Raw genomic sequence first — 18,036 nt, 5'->3', positions numbered from 1 at the left:
TCCTCTCTCCCGACGCGCTGTTCCGAGCATCGGCATTATGTGCTGGTATGAGGAGAATGTCGGCTGTGGCACTGCTGGTGATCGCTGCTCTGGCGTCCGGATGCGACGCGCCGGAGAGGAAGACGACAAGCGAACCGCCCAGCGCCGCCGCCACCAGCGCCGGACCCCGAAACACACTCACCGTGGTGGCGGCCGGTGACCTGCTCGTACACCCCGCGCTCACCGAGCAGGCAGCCGCCGATGCGCGCCGAGCGGGACGCGACGGCCACGACTTCACCCAGGTGCTCGCCGCGGTCCGCGCCCGCGTGAGCGCCGCCGATCTGGCCATCTGCCACATGGAGACGCCCCTGGCCGAGCCCGCCGGCCCGTTCACCGGCTGGCCGAACTTCAGCGTGCCCCCCGCACTGGCCGACGCCGCCGCGTGGGCAGGCTTCGACACCTGTTCCACCGCCTCCAACCACTCTCTGGACACCGGGGTCGAGGGCATCGCCCGCACTCTCGACAACCTCGACCGGGTGGGCCTGCGGCACACGGGCACGGCCCGGACCGCGGCGGAGAGCCAACGCCCGAATGTCATGGACGTGGGCGGCGTCAAGATCGGACACCTCTCGTACACCCTGAGCTTCAACGACATCCCGCTGCCGCCGGGACGACCCTGGGCGGCCAACCTGATCGACGCGGACGCCATCCTCGCCGAAGCGCGGCGGGCCCGCGTCGCCGGCGCGGAGATCGTCATCCTGTCGATGCACTGGGGCACCGAGTACCAGAACGAACCGAACGGCGACCAGGTCGACCTCGCGAGCCGGCTGCTGTCCTCGCCCGACATCGACCTGATCGTCGGTCACCATGCGCACGTGGTGCAGCCCTTCGAGAAGGTCGGCGCAAAGTGGGTCGCCTACGGCATGGGAAACCTGACCGCCCGGTTCGGTGACGGCTCGGCGGAAAACACCCAGGACGCGGTCGTGCCGGAGTTCACCTTCACCCGCACCCCGTCCGGTGGGTGGGAGGTCACCGGCGTGACCGTGCTGCCGACCTGGATGGAGTACCGACCGCGGGCCCGCGTCGTCGACCTGACCGCCGCGCTGAGTGACCCGAAGGTGCCCGCCCCGCGTCGGGCGCACTACGCCGCGATCGCACGGCGGATCAACGGATACGTCGACCTGCGGGACGCCTTCTCCGCCGGGCTGCGGATGCCGCACCAATGATCGAGCCGGACTGACGTCCCTTTCACACGCCCGTGCGGATGTTCCCTCCTGCGGGGGAGGGGGCCACCCCTCATCGGGGAGGTGCGGCCCCGGGCAGGAGGCGGAGGCTAGGGGCATGATCAAGAAAAAATTGACGATCGGCGCCGGATGGTCGATGGCGGCCATCGGCGTCCTGCACACCGCGGTCTTCCTGCCCCACCCCTACTGGAGCGAGTGGCTCACCGGCGGACTGCGCTCGGGCGAAGGCGGTGACGCGTCCCTGTCCGTGTTCTGGGCGCTGCCCGGGGGCTTCGTCGTCCCGCTGGTCCTGTTCGGCCTCCTGCTGGCGCGGCTGGGGCGGCGCGGCGAGCGCGCGCCGGCTTACGTCGGCTGGACAGTGGCCGGCTGGGCGGCCGGATGCGCACTGCTCGTCGGTCCCAGCGGCTTCCTGCTGGGCCTCATCCCGGCCGGGCTGCTCATCGCCGAAGACCTGCTGGCCCGCCGCGGGGGCGGCGCCGGGCGCGGCGTAACAGGACCGGCGGTCGAACGGGAGGAAGCCGCGCGGCCACAGCGCTGATCGCCGCCAGCACGGCAGCCGCCGGTCGTGACCACCTGGGCAGCGTCTCCGTGCACGTCGCCGCTTCGCCACGCCATGCGTGGGAGCGTGCCCGGCCGCCGTGCGCTGCCGAGGTGGGCCAGGTTCACCCGCGCCGGGACATGTCACCTCGACGGACGTGAACCGGACGGGGACCCCCCCCGTATCGGGTCAACCCGGCGGCTCTGCTGTAATCATCAGGCTTCGTACGCAGAGCGAGCATTCGGCTCCGATGCGTTCGTCAATTGTCACATTCATGCAACGTAGCCGCCCCTTGACCCTCGCGCGGGCGCCGGGAAGCATCGATGAAGCGGCGTCCCGGGCCGTGGGGAGATACCCGGACCAGCCAAGGAGGACCATGTCGGTCAGCCCCGCCTCGTCGCGCGCCGGATGGCATACGTCCCAGCCCGCTGTTCCCGGTCGGCCCCCCGGCGGCCAGCGCCGCCCCGCCAACACGGCCGCCCCGATGCTCACGGTGACGCTGAACATCCCGCTGGCCTGCGAGGAGTCGCTGACCCCACCCGCCCGTCGGCTGCTGGAGGCCGCCCGGGAGATGCTCGAACGCGGCGAGGGCACCATCACGGCCGCCACCGTGGAGCGCCGGCCCGACGCCGTTCCGGCCGGCCGGTCGCCGTCCCGCCCGGCCGCCGCCCCCACGATCCCCGCCCTGCACATCCTCGCCTCGTCCCGCTCCGTGCTGCGCGACGGCGAGCCGTTGCCGCTGACCCGGCTGGAGTTCGACCTGCTGCTGCACCTGGTCGCCCACCCCCGCCGGGTGTTCACCCGGTTGCAGCTGCTCAACGCGGTGTGGGGCTACGAGCACGCCGGGGTGCGTACGGTCGACGTGCACGTCCGCCGCCTGCGCGGCAAGGTCGGCGTCGACGTCCCGTTGGTCACCACCGTCTACGGCGTCGGCTACCGGCTGGCCGACGACGCCCGCGTCACCATCGACCGCAGCGGCTGACCTCGCGCCCGCAGTGGCCCGATCGCGGGGCGAGTCGCACCGGTCGCGACCGGGCGGCGCCCTCCCGGCCCCACCCCGCAGCCTGCCGGTGGGGCCGTCGGCCCACCGGGCACGATGGTCGGATGCGGATCCGTCCCATCACCCCGGACCGGCTGGTCACCGAGCTGACCGAGCGGCTCGCCGGCACCGCGAGCGCCGGGCGGCTGCGCGTGGGCGTCGACGGCCCGCCCGCCGCCGGCCCGGACGCGCTGGCCGCCGCGCTGGTCGACCCGCTGCGCGCGCTCGGCCGGCCCGTGCTGCACGTGCGCGCCGACGACTTCCTCCGCCCCGCCTCCGTCCGCCTGGAGCACGGCCGGACCAACCCGGACGCGTACTACGAGGGGTGGGTCGACGAGGCGGGGCTGCGCCGGGAGGTGCTCGACCCGGCCGGGCCGGACGGCTCCGGGCGGGTGCTGCCCTCGCTCTGGGACGCCCGCGCCGACCGGGCCAGCCGCGCCGCGTACGTCGACCTGCCACCCGGGGGCGTCCTGCTGGTCAGCGGGGCGCTGCTGCTCGGCGGGGGCCTGCCCTTCGACGTCACGGTCCACCTGGCGCTCTCCCCGGCGGCCCTGGCCCGGCGCACCGACCCGGCGCTGCGGTGGACGCTGCCGGCCTTCGCCCGGTACGCCGACGAGGTGGCCCCGGCCTCGTTCGCCGACGTCGTGGTGCGCGCCGACGACCCCCGACACCCGGCGCTGGTGGAGTCCGCGGTGTCCTCCTGAGCGCCGCGACGTCCGGAAAAGTGGCCGGTTTGATCGTCGGCGGGCCGGGGTATTCGGCCGGCTCACAGAGCACGGGTGATCCACCCGCGCGCAGACGACCACGGCCCGGGCGCACGCACCGGCGCCCCGACGGACTTTGAGGCCCAGAAAGGCAGGCAGCGATGCTCGTCCACGACAAGGTCGGTACGGGCCGATCCCAGGCGGAGATCGACCAGATCCGGCGCTCCCTGCAGGCCCGCTACGACGAGCTGTCCGCGGAGTACGAGCAGGCGGTGCTGCAGAGCCAGGTGCTGCGGCTGGTGGAGGTCGGCGACACCGCCGGCGACGACCAGGCCGACAGCGGCACCAAGACGGCCGAACGGGACACCGCGCAGTCCCTGCTGCGGACCATCCTCGACCGCCGCGCCCAGTACGAGCACGCCCTCACCAGGCTGGAGGAGGGCACCTACGGCTTCTGCGAGGGCTGCTCCGCGGCCATCCCGGTCGAGCGGCTGGAGATCTTCCCCTCCGCCACCACCTGCGTGCAGTGCAAGCAGAACCGGGAGCGCCGGGCGGCCTGACGCGAGCGGTTGCCGGTCGGTCCGGGACGCGGTGGACTCCACCCATGGGTGAGATCAAGGTGGGCACCGCCTCCTGGACCGACCGCACGCTGCTGGACTCCGGCTGGTACCCGCAGACCGCCGACACCCCGGAGAAGCGGCTGGCGTACTACGCCCGGCAGTTCCCGCTCGTCGAGGTGGACGCGACCTACTACTCGCCGCCCGCCGAGCGGACGGCGCGGCTGTGGGCCGAGCGCACCCCGACCGGCTTCACCTTCAACGTCAAGGCGTTCAGCATGCTCACCGGGCACCCGACCCGGGTCAACGCCCTCTACAAGGATCTCCGGCCCGACACGGAGAAGAAGAACCTCTACCCGGACGACCTGCCGCCGCAGGCGTACGAGGAGGTCTGGACGCGGTTCCTCAGCGCGCTGGACCCGCTGGTCGAGGCGGGCCGGCTCGGCGCGCTGCTGTTCCAGTTCCCGCCCTGGTTCACCATCCGCCGGGACAACAAGCAGTACCTCCTGGAGGTGGCGAAGCGCTGCGCGCCGCTGCGCCCGGTCTACGAGTTCCGGCACGCCTCCTGGTTCGACGGCGACAACGCCGACGAGACGCTCGCCTTCCTGCGCCAGCACCGGCTGGCGTACGTCTGCGTGGACATGCCGCAGGGGCACCGCTCGTCGGTGCCGCCGGTGCTGGCCGCCACCGCGGACCTGGCGGTGGTCCGCTTCCACGGGCACAGCGACAAGTGGACCAGCAAGGACATCCACGAGAAGTTCGGCTACCGCTACTCCGACCGGGAGTTGCGCGACTGGGCGCCGAAGCTGCGCGAGCTGGCCGAGAACACCGAGCAGACCCACGTTCTCCTCAACAACTGCTACCGGGACTACGCGCAGACCAACGCCGCCACCCTCGCCGGGCTGCTCGACGCCGGCTGAGCCGCGCCTGTTCTCATCCCGTCCGGGTGAGGCCCGCTCACCCAGCCGCCGCGCAGCATGGACGGTGCGTGCGGTCGACGGCGACCGCGGAACCGACACCACGGAGGTGGCTGGAGATGACGGTTCGGGTGGTACCGGATCGACGACGCGGCGCCGTGCTGCACGTCGTCGGGTCGTCCGGCGACGCCCGGTGGGTGCCGCGCGCCGACCGGGTCAGGCCGACCCGGCAGCCGCGCGGCCCGGTGGGGCCGCCGCGACGTGACGACGACCGACGGTGGGAGACCGACGTACGGGGGTGGAGAGATGGCTGAGCAGTTGCAGTCGGCAATCGAGTCCTCGATGCAGAAGACCAACGAGATGTTGAGGGACATCGAGCAGGCATACGGCTGGCCGAAGGAGCACCGCAACCAGTCCTACTGCGCGATGCGCACGGTGCTGCACCTCTTGCGCGACCGGATGCCGGTGCAGGAGAGCGTGGAGTTCGCCGCGCAGTTGCCGGTGGTGGTGCGGGGGATCTACTTCGACGGCTGGAAGCCGATGGACGTGCCGGTCAAGCTGAACCGGGACGACTTCCTGCTGGAGGTCCGGCAGCGTTTTCCGTACGACGTCGAGGGCGGCCCGGAGCGGGTGGTGCAGGTGGTGCTGGACACCCTGCGCCGGCACGTGACCCAGGGCGAGTGGCAGGACGTGAAGGACACCATGCCCAAGGACATGGCCCGGATGATTCCCTGACCTGCGCGTCGACGAGGGCTCGCTCCACCCGGCGTGGGGCGGGCGCTCGCGTGCTCAGGCCCCGGCCGAGCCCGGCCGCTCGGGCCGGCCGACGGCATCCGCCGCGGTCGGGACGCGACTGACCCGCCGGCCGGCCCGAGCGGCCAGCGCGGCGAAGGCGACGGCGTCCACGACGGCGGCGCCGCCGGGGTCGTTGTTGAAGTAGACGTACGTCGGCTCGTCGTCGCCGAACCCGTCGGCCAGCCGCCGCACCCAGGAGGCCAGCGAGGTGCGGCCGTACCGGGGCCAGGGCCGAGCCCGCCCCTCGTGCAGGCGCAGGTAGCCGAAGTCGGTGGTGCGCCAGCGGGGCGCGACGGGCCGGCCGAGCCGGTCGGCCCACACCAGCGCCGCCCGCCGCCGCTCCAGCACGGCCCGGGTGGCGTCGGTCCACCACGACGGGTGGCGCGGCTCCACCGCGACCCGCACGTCGGCGGGAAAGAGCCGCAGCGTGGCGTCCAACGCCGCAGGTTCGGCGGGCAGGTTCGGTGGGAGTTGCAGCAGCACCGGGCCGAGCCGGTCGCCGAGCGCGGTGGCCCGAGCCAGGAACCGGGACACCGGCTCGGCCGGGTCACGCAGCCGCTTGACGTGGGTGAGGTAGCGGCTCATCTTCACCGCCACGCAGAAGTCGTCCGGCGTACGGGCCCGCCACGCGGCGAAGGTGTCCCGCTCCGGCAGCCGGTAGAAGGCGTTGTTCACCTCGACCGTGGCGAACCGGGCGGCGAAGTGCTCCAGCCAGCGGCGCTGCGGCAGCCCGGCCGGGTAGAGGCGGCCCCGCCAGTCGCGGTACTGCCACCCCGAGGTGCCGAGCAGAATCATCCCGGCAGCCCTACCAGAGGTCGAAGTGGAAGACCTCGAAGGCGGTGCCGTAGCGGGCGCCGAGCCGGGCGCCGGCGGGCCGGCCCAGCCCCTCGAGGAACTCCTCGGCGTCGAAGCTGCCGTCGCCCAGCCCGGCCAGGTACGCGTCGTGCGCCCGCAGCGAGGCGACTCCCCGGTCGAAGGTGTCGGTGACGTCCACCCCGTGGGCGGCGAGCGGGGAGGAGGCCGCCCACACCTGGCGCACCCCGCCCCACGGCTCGACGCCGTCGGCGAGCTGCTCGGGGAAGATCCAGCGGTTGCCGGCGTCGCGGACGGCGTCCAGCACCGCCCGACCGGTGGCGATGTGGTCGGCCTGGTTCAGCGCATACGCCCCGTCCCAGGTGTCGCGGAAGTTGTTGGTGATGACGATCTCGGGGCGATGCCGGCGCACCACCGCGGCCAGTTCGCGGCGCAGCGGCACGCCGTACTCCAGGATGCCGTCGGGCAGCCCGAGGAACTCCACCGTGTCCACCCCGACCAGCGCGGCGGACGCCCGCTGCTCCTGCTCGCGCACCTGGCGGGCCCGCGTCGGCGGCATCCCGTCGATGCCCGCCTCGCCGCTGGTGACCAGGCAGTAGACGACGTGCTTGCCCTGCGCCGTCCAGCGCGCGACCGCGGCGGCGGCGCCGAACTCCAGGTCGTCGGGGTGCGCCACGATCGCCAGCGCGCGCTGCCACTGCTCGGTCACGGGCTCCAGCGGCCCCGGCCCCTCGGTCATCGCCACCTCCTCGTCGGCCTGACCATCCTGACACCGCCGGTGCCGGCCCGCCGCCCGGCACCGCCCGCGCGGGGTGGACGCCTGCCTCAGCCGTCCGGCCGTACCGCCGGACTGACCGCCCACCCCGGCACGGCGAACCGCCGGTGTGAGCCGAAAAGGACGTCTACGGTGTGGTTAGAGAAGATCGGGCGTGGGGTACCACCCGCTGCACGACGGACCCCGGCGCACGGCGGGGCGGCACATCCGAGGGAGCACCGATGGCACTCAACGACGACGACATGCAGACCACCGGCGGCGGTGGCCTCGAGGGCCCGGCCGACGGCGGCGCGACCCCCGGCCAGCAGGACGGCGGTGCCGACGGCAGTGCCGACCGCGGTGCCGACAAGGGCGCCGACCGGGGTGCCGACAAGGGCGCGGACCGGGGCGCCGACAAGGGCGCGGACCGGGGTGCGGAGGGCCCGGCCGACGGTGGTGCCACCCCCGGCCAGCAGGACGGCGGCGCCGACGGCGGGGCGGAGGGCCCGGCCGACGGCGGTGCCACCCCCGGCCAGCAGGACGGCGGCGCCGACGGCAGCGCCTCCTGACGGATCGCCGTGACCCACATCGTCCCGCCGGGCGGCCACGGCCGCCCGGCGGTTCCGTCCGCACCCACGACCGCGCTGACCCGTTGCGTGTCGGTCGAGCCGGCGAAGTTCGCCGCCGCCCACTGGGGACGCACGCCGCTGCTGTCCCGCGCCGACGAACTGCCCAACCCCGCCGGCTTCGCCGACCTGCTCAGCCCCGCCGACGCCGACGAGCTGCTCAGCCGGCGCGGCCTGCGTACCCCGTTCCTGCGCATCGCCAAGGACGGCCAACTCGTCCCGGCGGCGCGCTTCACCGGCGGCGGCGGTGCCGGGGCCGAGATCGGCGACCAGGTCCTCGACGAGCGGGTCCTGGAGCTGTACGCCGACGGCGCCACCCTGGTGCTGCAGGGCCTGCACCGCACCTGGCCGGCCCTGATCGACTTCGCCCGCGACCTCGGCGTCGCGGTCGGGCAGCCGTTGCAGGTCAACGCCTACCTGACCCCCGCCGGCAACCAGGGCTTCGCCACCCACTACGACACCCACGACGTCTTCGTCCTCCAGGTCGACGGCCGCAAGCACTGGCGGATCCACCCGCCCGTGCTGCCCGACCCGCTGGAGAAGCAGACCTGGGGCGGGCGGGCCGACGAGGTCGCCGCCACCGCCGACGGGCCGCCCGCGCTCGACGTGGTGCTCGGCCCCGGCGACGCGCTCTATCTTCCCCGCGGCTGGCTGCACAGCGCGCAGGCGCAGGAGTCCAGCTCGCTGCACCTGACCGTCGGCGTCCGGGCACTGACCCGGTATGCCCTGGTCGAGGAGCTGCTCGCCCTGGCGGCCGAGGACCAGCGGCTACGCGCCACGCTGCCGTTCGGCACCGACGTGGCCGACCCGGACGCGATCGAGCCGGAGCTGACCGAGACCGTCGAGGCGCTGCGGGACTGGCTGCTGCGGGCCGACCCGGCGGCGGTGGCCGCCCGGCTGCGCCGGCGCGCCTGGCCGGCCGCCCGGCCGGCGCCGATCCGGCCCCTGGCCCAGGCAGCCGCGCTGACGGCGCTGAACCCCGACACCCGGCTCGCCCCGCGCCCCGGCCTGCGCTGGCAGCTCGCCCCGCAGGGCGACCGGGTGGCGCTGCGCCTGTTCGACCGCACCATCACCCTGCCCGCGTCGTGCGCGCCGGCGGTGCGCGCCCTGCTCACCGGCGCGGCCACCCGGGTCGGCGACCTGCCGGGCCTCGACGACGACGCCGACCGGGTCACCCTGGCCCGCCGCCTGCTCCGGGAGGCCGTCGTCGTCCCCGCCTGACGCGCGGGACCGGCACCCGGCGTGCCCGCTGACGCCCACGCCACAGGCGCGGGGTCAGCGGGCGAGGGTCAGCAGCAGGACCGTGGTGAGCAGGCCGGCACCGAGGACCACGGCGACCGGGCGGGGGCCGAGCACCGCGTGCCGGCGGTCGGCCAGGACCTTCGCCGGCACCAGGCCGACCAGCGGGCCCAGCAGGGTCACCACCAGGGCCAGCACGGGCAGCCCGACCGCGAGCTCGCCGCCGTACCGGTCGCCCGCCGCTCGGGCCGCGCCGCCGAGGGCGTACGCGACCACGGCGCCGGCCACGCCGCAGAGCGCCAGCAGCGGGTTCACCGAGCCCGGCAGGTCACCGGGCTGGCGGGTGCGGTTCAGCAGGTCGCGTACGCCGTCCAGCAGCGTCACCGGGTCCGCCGTGGCGCCCGGCGCCGGGGCCGGAGGCCCGCCCGCCCGACGGCCGCCCCCGCCGAGCCGGCCGCGCAGCTGCTGCCACAGGTGGGCGACCTCGGCGTCCACCCGCTCCTGCAGCTCCCGCGCCGCCACCAGCTCCCGCTCGGCGCGCGCGACCTCGGCCTCGGCCTCGGCGACCGCCCGTTCGGCGGCGGCACACTGCTGCGCGTACCAGGTGTGCGCCTCGGTCCGCTGGTCGCGCACCCGCGCTGTCAGCTCGGCCAGCCGCCGCAGCTGCGCCGCGTACGTCTCACTGGTCGCCGGTTCGTTCATCGGGCCGGTCCGTAGGGGATGATCACCTGACCGGTGCGGTGCACCGCCCGGTCGAAGAAGAGCCCACGCCAGGGGCGGGGATACCAGTCCGGGCCGCCGGTGCCCGGATAGAGCGACGAGCCCAGTTCGCCGCCGTGCGCGTCCAGCGCCACCCAGGCGCCGATCTGGTCCGTCCGCGCCGCCGGCCCGCCCAGGTCGGCGCGCATCCGGGCGACACCCCGCCACCAGGCCAGCACGTGCGTACGCCGTTCCGGCCCGTCGTGCAGGATCCGGCGCAGCTCCTCCAGCCCGGTACGCCGGCCGAGCCGCGCCGCCAGCGCCCCGGCCGCCGCGTCGACCGCGAACAGCAGCAGATAGTGCGGGATGCCCGGGGCGCCGAGCCCCTCGGCGGTCTCGGCCATCAGCTCCCCGACGGTCTCCTCGTCGTACCAGGCGGCGTCGTCGGCGAGGTCCTCGTAGAGGGAACGGGCGGCCGGGTCGGCGTCCGGGTCGAGGCAGGCGATGGAGAAGCGGGCCGTACCGGGGCGGTGCTGCCGGGCCAGCGAGCGGGCCGCCGCGTCGAGCACCGCGCACGCCTCGTCCACCCGCGTGCCGAGCACCGCCAGGTTGCGCCCGGGGGCCCGGGGCAGCCGCAGCGCCGCCGAACGGGCCTGCACGTCGATGATCTCGCCGAGCAGCGCGACCGGCGTCCGCGGATGGCCGGCCTCCGGCGCGGTGAGCGCCCGGAAGTCCGGCGCGTCGGCGAGCCGGGGGATCGCGTCGCCGTCGAAGAGCCGGGCCGGGGCGGCGTCCTGCGGGCGCATGCGCCACAGCCGGTGCTGCAACTCGCTCCACGTCTCCCAGTCGCTGGCCGACGGGATACGGGCCACCTGGTTGCCCTCGGCCATGCCCGACTCGGCGTTGACGACCGCGTGGTGACGGGGCAGCGACTGGGCGGCGTCGTTGCGTTCGGCGAGGATCCGCAGCGCCTTGGGCAGCGCGATGCGCAGCGTGAACTGGGCGACCAGGGCCGGCCGCCCCCAGAGCGCCTCGATGCCGCGCACGTCCTGCGAGGCGAGCACCAGGTGGATGCCCTGGGACCGGCCGCGCCGGGCCAGGTCCTCCAGCAGGTCGGCGGCCTCCCGGGCGACGACGTCGCGCCCGGCCAGCAGCATCTGGAACTCGTCGACCACCGCGACGATCCGCGGCCAGTGCCCCGTCGGGTCGACCGCCCGCAGCTCGGCGAGCTTGGTGACCTCGTGCTTCTTCGCGGCGTCGGCCCGCCGGCGCAGCTCCTCGGCGAGGAAACGCAGCAGCGCCAGGCCGAACTCCCGGTCGGTGTTGACGTTGATCCCGACGAGCCGCATGTGCGGCAGCCAGCTCGGGTCGCGCCGGCCCTGGGCGAACCGGGCGAAGGAGACCCCCTCCTTGAAGTCCAGCAGGTAGAACTCCAATTCGGCGGGAGAGTAGCGGGCCGCCAACGCGCCGATCCAGGCGAAGATCAGGTTCGTCTTGCCGGTGCCGGACGGGCCGCCGATCAGCGCGTGCGGCGGGTAGTCGCCCAGGGTGAGCAGGACCGGCCGGCCGTGCGGCCCCTCGCCGATCGGGGCGGTCAGCCCGGTCGCCGAATCCTCCCGCCACATCTGCTCCGGGGGCGGGAGCAGGTCGGTGAACGGGGTCGGGGCGGGGCCGGCGTTCACCCGCGCCGCCACGTCCCGGCAGGTCTCGGTGACCAGGGCCGCGGGCGGCGGCGGGTCCAACCTGACCGGCAGCCCGCCGATCCGTGCGCCGTCGGGGTCGACCGTCACCCGGGTCACCGTGGGGTCGTCGGGCAGCGACACGCCCCGGACCACCAGGTGCACCCCGCAGGCCGCCCCGGTACGCACCACCCGGTCCAGCTGGCCGCGCTCGTGCCGGGACAACTCGTCCCCGCCGAGCAGCACCGCCACCCGCCACGGCTCCGGCCGGCGGCCGGTCGCGGCGGCCAGCTCGCGCAGCGAGCCGTGCTCCCCGGCCAGCACCGTCTCGTTGATCCGGCGGATCTGCTCCACCAGGTCGTCGAGCAGGCGGGCCAGCCCGCCCGGACCGACGAAGGTGAGCAACCCGGCGGTGCCGAGCGGGGCGAAGCCGGCCAGGCCACCGCCCAGGTGCTCCGGGTCGTAGCCGATCAGCCGGACGGCGCCCGGGTCGGCCCGGCCGACGGCGCGCAGCAGCAGCGCCGACACCACCGCCTCGCCGCCGTCCCGGTCGTCCCCGGTCAGCTCCACGTGGCCGGCGTCCAGCAGCGGCACCAGCGCCGGCACCGGTTCCGCGCCCGGGATGCGGACCGTGCCGATCCGCAACGCGCCGGGCGGCTCCGCCCGCCGCGCCGCGGTGGGGCGCCACCGCGCCCAGTCGGCGGACGCGGCGCCCGGGGCCTCCCGGCGCGCGGCGTCCGCCGCGCGCCGGGCCAGCTCGGCGATCCGCGCCGCGTGCCGGTCGTCGATGTCGGCCAGCCGGCGGTCCCGCTGCGCGCCCACCCGCTCCGGCACGACCGCCGCGGCCCGCCGCACCTTCGCCAGCCGCTCCCGGGCCGTGGTCAGCTCGGCCTGCGCCGTCGACAGCCGGGTCCGGGTCGCGCCGAGGGCCTCACCGAGCATGCCCCGGACCCGGGTGACCAGCTGCGCCCGCCGGTCAGCCATCGACGCCCCGCGACCGCGGCTGCCCGGCCCCGCCGGCGGGCCGACCCGTCGGCGGGCTCGACCAGGCGCGACCGGCGCCCGCCGCGCCCCGGCCGGCCGCCGGCCCGCCGGGTGTCCCCGCTGCGCCCGGTGCCGGCGGGTCGCCAGGGGCCCCCCGGCCGCCGCCCGCCGGTCCGTTCCGCCAGGCGGCGGCCCGGTCCCGTACCGCAGCGGTTTGCTCCTGCGCCGAGGCCGCCCGGTCGGACGCCGCAGCGGCCCGCGTCCGGGCGTCGGCCACCCGGTCCCGCGCGTCGGCGGCGCGCCGCTCCCACTCGGCGTCGGCGGCCCGGTCGCGCGCGGCGTCGGCCCGGCGGTCCCGCTCGGCGGCGGCCCGCCGCTCCCGGGCGGCCTCGGCCTGCCGGTCCCGCTCGTCCTCGGCCGGCAGGTCCCGGCCGAGCCGGGCCAGCAGCACGCCGGCCAGCACCCCGGCGGTGACCGCGGGGTCGGCCGCGTGCGGCTGCTCCGCCTCGCCGCGTCGCGGCGGCGGCATCCGGCAGACCCGGGCCAGGAGGGTGTCCAGCACCGGCGCGGGCAGCCCGGGCAGCAGGTCCCGGACCCGGCCGTCCAGCTCACGGTGCAGTCGCCCCAGGTCGTCGGCGCGCGGCGGGTGCCCCAGCAGCTCCCCGGCCAGGTCGCGCAGCAGCGGCGGCGCCAGCGCGGCCAGGCCGAGGCCGACGTCGGCGTGCGCGCGGCGCAGCTCGCGGTGCAGCCGGTCCCGGTCGCCGGCCCGGACCCCGCCCACCACCCGGCGCAACAGCTCCCGGGCGTCACCGACCCGCTCGTCGGGCTCGTCCGGCGGCCCCTCGCGGCCGCCGGTCAGCTCGGCCACCCGCACCGACCACCAGCGGCGCAGCTTCACCTCGCCGGGCGGCTCGGGCGCCGGGGCGACCGGGGCCGCCTCGCGCGGCGCGTCGTGTGCCGGCCGGCGTCGCTGCCGCTCCGGCCCGGGCGCCGGCGCGCCGTCGGGGCCCAGCCCGATCGCCGCCAGGTACGCCGACAACTGCTCCTGCGCGACGCGCAGCGCGTAGCCGGCGGTCTCGGCGTGCTCGGTGGCGGCGGACAACTCCGGCACACCCATCGGGTCGGCCGACTCCTGGCGCACCCAGCGCAGCCGCTCGGCGGCCAGCCCGAACTTCTCCAACGCCAGGGCGAGCTGGGCGAGCGGCAGGTCCTCGGCGGCGGCGCGGACCTGCGCGCCGACGTCCTCGACGATGGACACGACCCGGCCTCAGAGCGTCGCGACGTAGAGCTGCGCCTGCTCGACCGCGACGAGTGTCGCGGCGAGGCACTCCTCCAGCTCCTGGCTGGCCTGGGTCAGCGAGGACTGGGCCGCCTCGACCGTCTCGTGGCCGCTGCCCTCCAGCGCGCCGGCCAGTGTCTGCTGCGCCTCGGCCAGCTTCTCGCCGGCCGCCTGCACGGCACTCTGGCCGTCGCCGATCTGTTGGAGCGCAACATCGATGGCTGCCTTGAGCTCGGCGACGCTCGCCACGGCGAAACCTCCTGGGGGCGGGGAGGCCTCCATTAGAGCCTATCGGTTGCGGCGGGAGAACATCCGCCCTGTCAGTGTTCCTGCCCCGCTGACCGGTTGTCGACCGGAAGCGCCGCGAGTCCGGTTAACGGGACTGGTCGGAGGGCTCGGTCCGGTCCCGCAACCAGCGCGGGCCGTACACTTCGGCGCCCAGTGCCGCGACCCGTTCCCGCAGCTCACGGTCTGCGGTGACGACCAGCCGCCGGCGCTCCGGCGCGCCGGCGACCAGCTCGACCGCGGCGTCGTCCCCGGACCCCGCCGCGGCGACCACGCGGACCCCGGCCGCGCTCGGCACGTTCCGCGCCCGGCCCTCCACCACCAGCACCACCTCCACCGGGGCCGGCAGCTCCGGGGGCAGCCCGTCGTCGGCCACCCGGACCAGCGAGTCGCGCAGCCGGGCGGTGGCGCCCGCGCGGTCCCGCCACCAGCCGTCCGGGCGGGAACCCACCACGTTGGCGGCGTCCACGATCAGCAGCGGCGTCGGCTCCATGCCGCCAGCCTGCCACTCCGCCCCCGTCGCCACGTCGCCGGCGGCAGGTGTGCGGACCGGGGCCCTTCCCTCCGCGTACGCCCCGCCGGCGGCGGCGTGCCGGGCGTACGCGGGTTGCCTCGGCCGGCGGCGGCGTTTGTCGGGCCGGCCGCCGGGTAGCCCCTGGCGACCGTGCCGCGCCCGAGCAGCGGAGGAAGACATGATGGGACCCGGTGACTTCGGCTCCGACCCGTGGGACGAGTTCCTGGCCCGGTACTTCGGCCGGGGCGAGGGTGGGCGCCGACCCGCGCACCGGGTCGACATCACCCGGCTGATGACCGCCGACGCCCGGGAGATGCTGGCCGACGCGGCCCGGCGGGCCGCCCAGCGGCAGAGCACCGACCTGGACACCGACCACCTGCTGTGGGCGGCGCTGCAACGCGAGCCGCTGCGCGACCTGGTCCGCCGCGCCGGCGCCGACCCGGACACCCTGCTCAACGCGCTCGGCGGGCGCGGCGACGGCGCGCCCCGGGGCGAGGTGCCGCCGAACCTGTCGCTGACGCCGGCGGCGAAGCGGGCGCTGCTCGACGCCCACCAGTTGTCCCGGGCGATGGGCGCGAACTACATCGGCCCCGAGCACATCCTGATGGCGCTGCCGCTGAACCCGGAGTCGCCCGCGGGCCGGATGCTCGCCGCCGGCCGGATCCAGCCCGAGTCCCTGCAGGCGGCCAGCGCCGAGCGGGGGCCGATGGCCGGTCCGAAGCCGGACCGTGGCACCCCCACCCTGGACCAGTACGGCCAGGACCTCACCGACCTGGCCCGCAACGACCAGATCGACCCGGTGATCGGCCGGGCCGACGAGATCGAGCAGGCCGTCGAGATCCTGTCCCGGCGTACGAAGAACAACCCGGTGCTGATCGGCGAGGCGGGCGTCGGCAAGACCGCGATCGTGGAGGGCCTCGCCGAGCGGATCTGCGACGGCGACGTGCCGCAGACGCTGCTCGGCAAGCGGGTCGTCCAGCTCGACCTCGCCGGCCTGGTCGCCGGCACCCGCTACCGGGGCGACTTCGAGGAGCGGCTGAAGAAGGTGATCGACGAGATCCGCGCGCACCGCGAGGAGCTGATCGTCTTCCTGGACGAGATCCACACCCTGGTCGGCGCGGGTGGGGCGGGCAGCGAGGGCGGCATGGACGCCTCCAACATGCTCAAGCCCGCGCTGGCCCGGGGCGAGCTGCGGGTGATCGGCGCGACCACCCTGGACGAGTACCGCAAGAGCATCGAGAAGGACGCCGCGCTGGCCCGCCGGTTCCAGCCGGTGTTCGTGCCGGAGCCCAGCGTGGAGGACACCGTGGCGATCCTGCGCGGCCTGCGGGACCGCTACGAGGCGCACCACCAGGTGCGGTTCACCGACGAGGCGCTGGTCGCCGCGGCCGAGCTGTCCGACCGGTACATCACCGACCGGTACCTGCCGGACAAGGCGATCGACCTGATCGACCAGGCCGGCGCCCGGGTCCGGCTGCGCACCCGCACCCCGGCCTCCGACGTGCGCGAGCTGGAGACACAGCTCGACGACGTACGCCGGGACAAGGAGCAGGCCGTCGCCGACGAGCAGTACGAGAAGGCGTCCACCCTGCGCGACCGGCTCGCCGAGCTGGAGGAGCAGATCCGCCGCGCCCGGGGCGACGAGGGCACCACCTCGCAGGTGCCGGCGGTGGGGCCGCAGGAGATCGCCGAGGTGGTCTCCCGGGCCACCGGCATCCCGGCCAGCCAGCTCACCGAGGAGGAACGCGACCGGCTGCTGCGCCTGGAGGGCTATTTGCACGAGAAGGTGGTCGGCCAGGACGACGCGGTCACCGCGGTCGCCGAGGCGGTCCGCCGCTCGCGGACGGGGCTGGCCGACCCGGAACGGCCGATGGGCAGCTTCCTGTTCCTCGGGCCGACCGGCGTCGGCAAGACGGAACTGGCCCGGGCCCTCGCGGAGGCGCTCTTCGGCGAGTCCGACCGGATGGTCCGGGTGGACATGAGCGAGTTCCAGGAGCGGCACACGGTGAGCCGCCTCGTCGGCGCCCCACCCGGGTACGTCGGCTACGAGGAGGCCGGCCAGCTCACCGAGGCGGTGCGCCGCCGCCCGTACGCGGTGGTGCTGCTCGACGAGATCGAGAAGGCCCACCCGGACGTGTTCAACATCCTGCTCCAGGTGCTCGACGACGGCCGGCTCACCGACAGCCAGGGACGTACGGTCAACTTCAAGAACACCGTGCTGATCATGACGAGCAACCTCGGCTCGGAGCTGATCACCGGCACCCAGCGCGCGGTCGGGTTCGGCACCGGCGCGCCGGGCACCGACGCCGAGCGCGAGGAGCTGCGCGAGCGGCTGATGCGCCGGCTCCAGGAGAACTTCCGGCCGGAGTTCCTCAACCGCATCGACGAGGTGATCATCTTCCGCCGGCTGGAGGCCGAGCAGCTGCGCCAGATCACCGAGCTGATGCTGGAGGAGACCCGCCGCCGACTGCACGCCCAGGACATCGGGGTCGACTTCACCACCGCCGGCATCGACTGGCTCGCCGAGCACGGCTACCAGCCGGAGTTCGGCGCGCGGCCGCTGCGCCGGGTCATCCAGCGGGAGGTGGACAACCACCTCTCCCGGATGCTGCTGGAATCGGCCATCTCGCCCGGCCAGAAGGTCGTCGTCGACGCCCGCGACGGCCGACTCGCCTTCGACGTGACCGCCGGCGAGCGCGGATACACCGCGGCCAGCACGTCCCATCCCCGATGACCCGGAGGGCGGACATGACCGAACCCGAGGAGACCCAGGAAGAGACCGACCGCACCGATCCGATCCTGGCGCCGCCGACGGCGAACCCCGCCCGGGTGCAGGTGCCGCCGGAGGGCCTGGGCCAGCAGCAGGGCGACGAGCCGGAGCCGGTGGCGTCCGACCGTCACCGTCGAGAGGAGGGCTGATGGTACGCGAGCAGCGGCTCGATCCCGAGGTGGAGGTGCTCTGGGACGACTTCCACGCCCAGGTGAACGTCCCGTCGGAGAAGCTGCGGCAGTGGCTGCTCACCCGCGGCTCCGGGGAGGAGGCGTTCGGGCCGAACCCGGACCTCGACCTGCCCGCGCTGGGCCGGGAGATCCTCAAGGTGCTCACCAAGCGCAAGGTCGACCTCACCCCGGAGGACATCAAGGTGATGCAGGACGCGATCGACGAGATCGAGAACCTGCTGGAGGCCAAGCCGGACCGCGGCAACGCCGACGACGAGTGGCGGCACTCGCTGCTCGACCTGGGCCACGACGTCCTCGTCGAACGCTGAACCGTCCCCGTCGACACGGGCCGGGGGCGGCCCCGGGAACCCACCCCCGCGCCCCCCGCCCCCCGTGGGCCGCCCCGGACGCGCACACGCCGGCCCCCCGGGAGGGGCCCCCGCGCCCGGCC

Annotated in this window: 19 protein-coding genes; 12 read left to right on the top strand and 7 right to left on the bottom strand. The window is 75.3% G+C overall.

Annotated features, from left to right (window positions below):
- Window positions 1-65 precede the first annotated feature (65 nt).
- The 7 genes from AB0L34_RS18955 (at window position 66) to AB0L34_RS18925 (ending at window position 5,713) form a co-directional block, all read left to right on the top strand.
- Entirely contained in the window at window positions 66-1,205 is a 1,140-nt protein-coding gene (locus AB0L34_RS18955; protein ID WP_363705667.1) for a CapA family protein, read from the top strand.
- Window positions 1,206-1,320: 115 nt separating this feature from the next.
- Window positions 1,321-1,761 (top strand): DUF6463 family protein, encoded by a 441-nt coding sequence (locus AB0L34_RS18950; RefSeq protein WP_363705666.1) that lies wholly within the window; start codon window positions 1,321-1,323, stop codon window positions 1,759-1,761.
- A 376-nt stretch (window positions 1,762-2,137) separates the two neighbouring features.
- Window positions 2,138-2,743: a winged helix-turn-helix domain-containing protein gene (locus AB0L34_RS18945; protein WP_357457051.1), complete on the top strand. Its 606-nt coding sequence runs from the start codon at window positions 2,138-2,140 to the stop codon at window positions 2,741-2,743.
- Between the two features lie 122 nt (window positions 2,744-2,865).
- A complete protein-coding gene (locus AB0L34_RS18940) occupies window positions 2,866-3,504 on the top strand; it encodes a uridine kinase (protein WP_350704416.1) in 639 nt (212 codons plus the stop codon).
- Window positions 3,505-3,665: 161 nt separating this feature from the next.
- Window positions 3,666-4,064 carry a TraR/DksA C4-type zinc finger protein gene (locus AB0L34_RS18935; RefSeq protein ID WP_350704414.1) on the top strand — a complete coding sequence of 133 codons (399 nt, stop codon included), beginning with the start codon at window positions 3,666-3,668 and terminating at the stop codon, window positions 4,062-4,064.
- Between the two features lie 44 nt (window positions 4,065-4,108).
- Window positions 4,109-4,981 carry a DUF72 domain-containing protein gene (locus AB0L34_RS18930; RefSeq protein ID WP_363705665.1) on the top strand — a complete coding sequence of 291 codons (873 nt, stop codon included), beginning with the start codon at window positions 4,109-4,111 and terminating at the stop codon, window positions 4,979-4,981.
- A gap of 303 nt (window positions 4,982-5,284) precedes the next feature.
- Window positions 5,285-5,713 carry a DUF2267 domain-containing protein gene (locus AB0L34_RS18925; protein WP_350704411.1) on the top strand — a complete coding sequence of 143 codons (429 nt, stop codon included), beginning with the start codon at window positions 5,285-5,287 and terminating at the stop codon, window positions 5,711-5,713.
- 54 nt (window positions 5,714-5,767) lie between these two features.
- Here the strand turns inward: AB0L34_RS18925 and AB0L34_RS18920 are convergent, their stop codons facing one another.
- Together AB0L34_RS18920 and AB0L34_RS18915 are read right to left on the bottom strand one after the other, a co-directional pair.
- On the bottom strand, window positions 5,768-6,568 hold the full coding sequence (locus tag AB0L34_RS18920; protein ID WP_363705664.1) for a DUF72 domain-containing protein: 801 nt from the start codon (window positions 6,566-6,568) through the stop codon (window positions 5,768-5,770).
- Between the two features lie 10 nt (window positions 6,569-6,578).
- A complete protein-coding gene (locus AB0L34_RS18915; RefSeq protein WP_363705663.1) occupies window positions 6,579-7,325 on the bottom strand; it encodes a PIG-L deacetylase family protein in 747 nt (248 codons plus the stop codon).
- A gap of 257 nt (window positions 7,326-7,582) precedes the next feature.
- Here AB0L34_RS18915 and AB0L34_RS18910 point away from each other — a divergent pair, with 257 nt between their 5' ends.
- On the top strand, window positions 7,583-7,909 hold the full coding sequence (locus AB0L34_RS18910; protein WP_363705662.1) for a hypothetical protein: 327 nt from the start codon (window positions 7,583-7,585) through the stop codon (window positions 7,907-7,909).
- 9 nt (window positions 7,910-7,918) lie between these two features.
- Window positions 7,919-9,187 (top strand): cupin domain-containing protein, encoded by a 1,269-nt coding sequence (locus AB0L34_RS18905; RefSeq protein ID WP_363705661.1) that lies wholly within the window; start codon window positions 7,919-7,921, stop codon window positions 9,185-9,187.
- 54 nt (window positions 9,188-9,241) lie between these two features.
- On the opposite strand, the gene AB0L34_RS18900 is transcribed toward AB0L34_RS18905, so the two are convergent.
- The 5 genes from AB0L34_RS18900 to AB0L34_RS18880 form a co-directional block, all read right to left on the bottom strand.
- Window positions 9,242-9,907, bottom strand: coding sequence for a hypothetical protein (locus tag AB0L34_RS18900; protein WP_363705660.1), 666 nt, complete (start codon window positions 9,905-9,907; stop codon window positions 9,242-9,244).
- Window positions 9,904-12,567 carry an FtsK/SpoIIIE domain-containing protein gene (locus tag AB0L34_RS18895; RefSeq protein WP_363705659.1) on the bottom strand — a complete coding sequence of 888 codons (2,664 nt, stop codon included), beginning with the start codon at window positions 12,565-12,567 and terminating at the stop codon, window positions 9,904-9,906. Before AB0L34_RS18895 ends, AB0L34_RS18900 begins: the two co-directional genes overlap by 4 nt.
- On the bottom strand, window positions 12,560-13,825 hold the full coding sequence (locus AB0L34_RS18890; RefSeq protein WP_363705658.1) for a hypothetical protein: 1,266 nt from the start codon (window positions 13,823-13,825) through the stop codon (window positions 12,560-12,562). Before AB0L34_RS18890 ends, AB0L34_RS18895 begins: the two co-directional genes overlap by 8 nt.
- Window positions 13,826-13,834: 9 nt before the next feature.
- Entirely contained in the window at window positions 13,835-14,095 is a 261-nt protein-coding gene (locus tag AB0L34_RS18885) for a hypothetical protein (protein ID WP_089000636.1), read from the bottom strand.
- Window positions 14,096-14,219: 124 nt separating this feature from the next.
- On the bottom strand, window positions 14,220-14,624 hold the full coding sequence (locus AB0L34_RS18880; protein ID WP_363705657.1) for a hypothetical protein: 405 nt from the start codon (window positions 14,622-14,624) through the stop codon (window positions 14,220-14,222).
- Window positions 14,625-14,823: 199 nt separating this feature from the next.
- On the opposite strand from AB0L34_RS18880, the gene AB0L34_RS18875 reads away from it, so the two are divergent.
- Genes AB0L34_RS18875 through AB0L34_RS18865 form a run of 3 tightly spaced genes read left to right on the top strand, consistent with a single transcriptional unit; the run spans window position 14,824 to window position 17,914 of the window.
- Window positions 14,824-17,379: an ATP-dependent Clp protease ATP-binding subunit gene (locus AB0L34_RS18875; RefSeq protein WP_363705656.1), complete on the top strand. Its 2,556-nt coding sequence runs from the start codon at window positions 14,824-14,826 to the stop codon at window positions 17,377-17,379.
- Window positions 17,380-17,393: 14 nt separating this feature from the next.
- Complete coding sequence (locus tag AB0L34_RS18870; RefSeq protein ID WP_350704394.1) at window positions 17,394-17,564, top strand: hypothetical protein; 171 nt, start codon at window positions 17,394-17,396, stop codon at window positions 17,562-17,564.
- Entirely contained in the window at window positions 17,564-17,914 is a 351-nt protein-coding gene (locus tag AB0L34_RS18865) for a DUF3140 domain-containing protein (RefSeq protein WP_350704392.1), read from the top strand. Before AB0L34_RS18870 ends, AB0L34_RS18865 begins: the two co-directional genes overlap by 1 nt.
- The last annotated feature ends 122 nt before the right edge of the window (window positions 17,915-18,036 follow it).

This window comes from Micromonospora sp. NPDC052213 (assembly GCF_040679695.1).
In the GTDB taxonomy this organism is placed as follows: Bacteria; Actinomycetota; Actinomycetes; order Mycobacteriales; family Micromonosporaceae; genus Micromonospora.
This window is presented reverse-complemented; position numbering and strand designations above follow the sequence as displayed.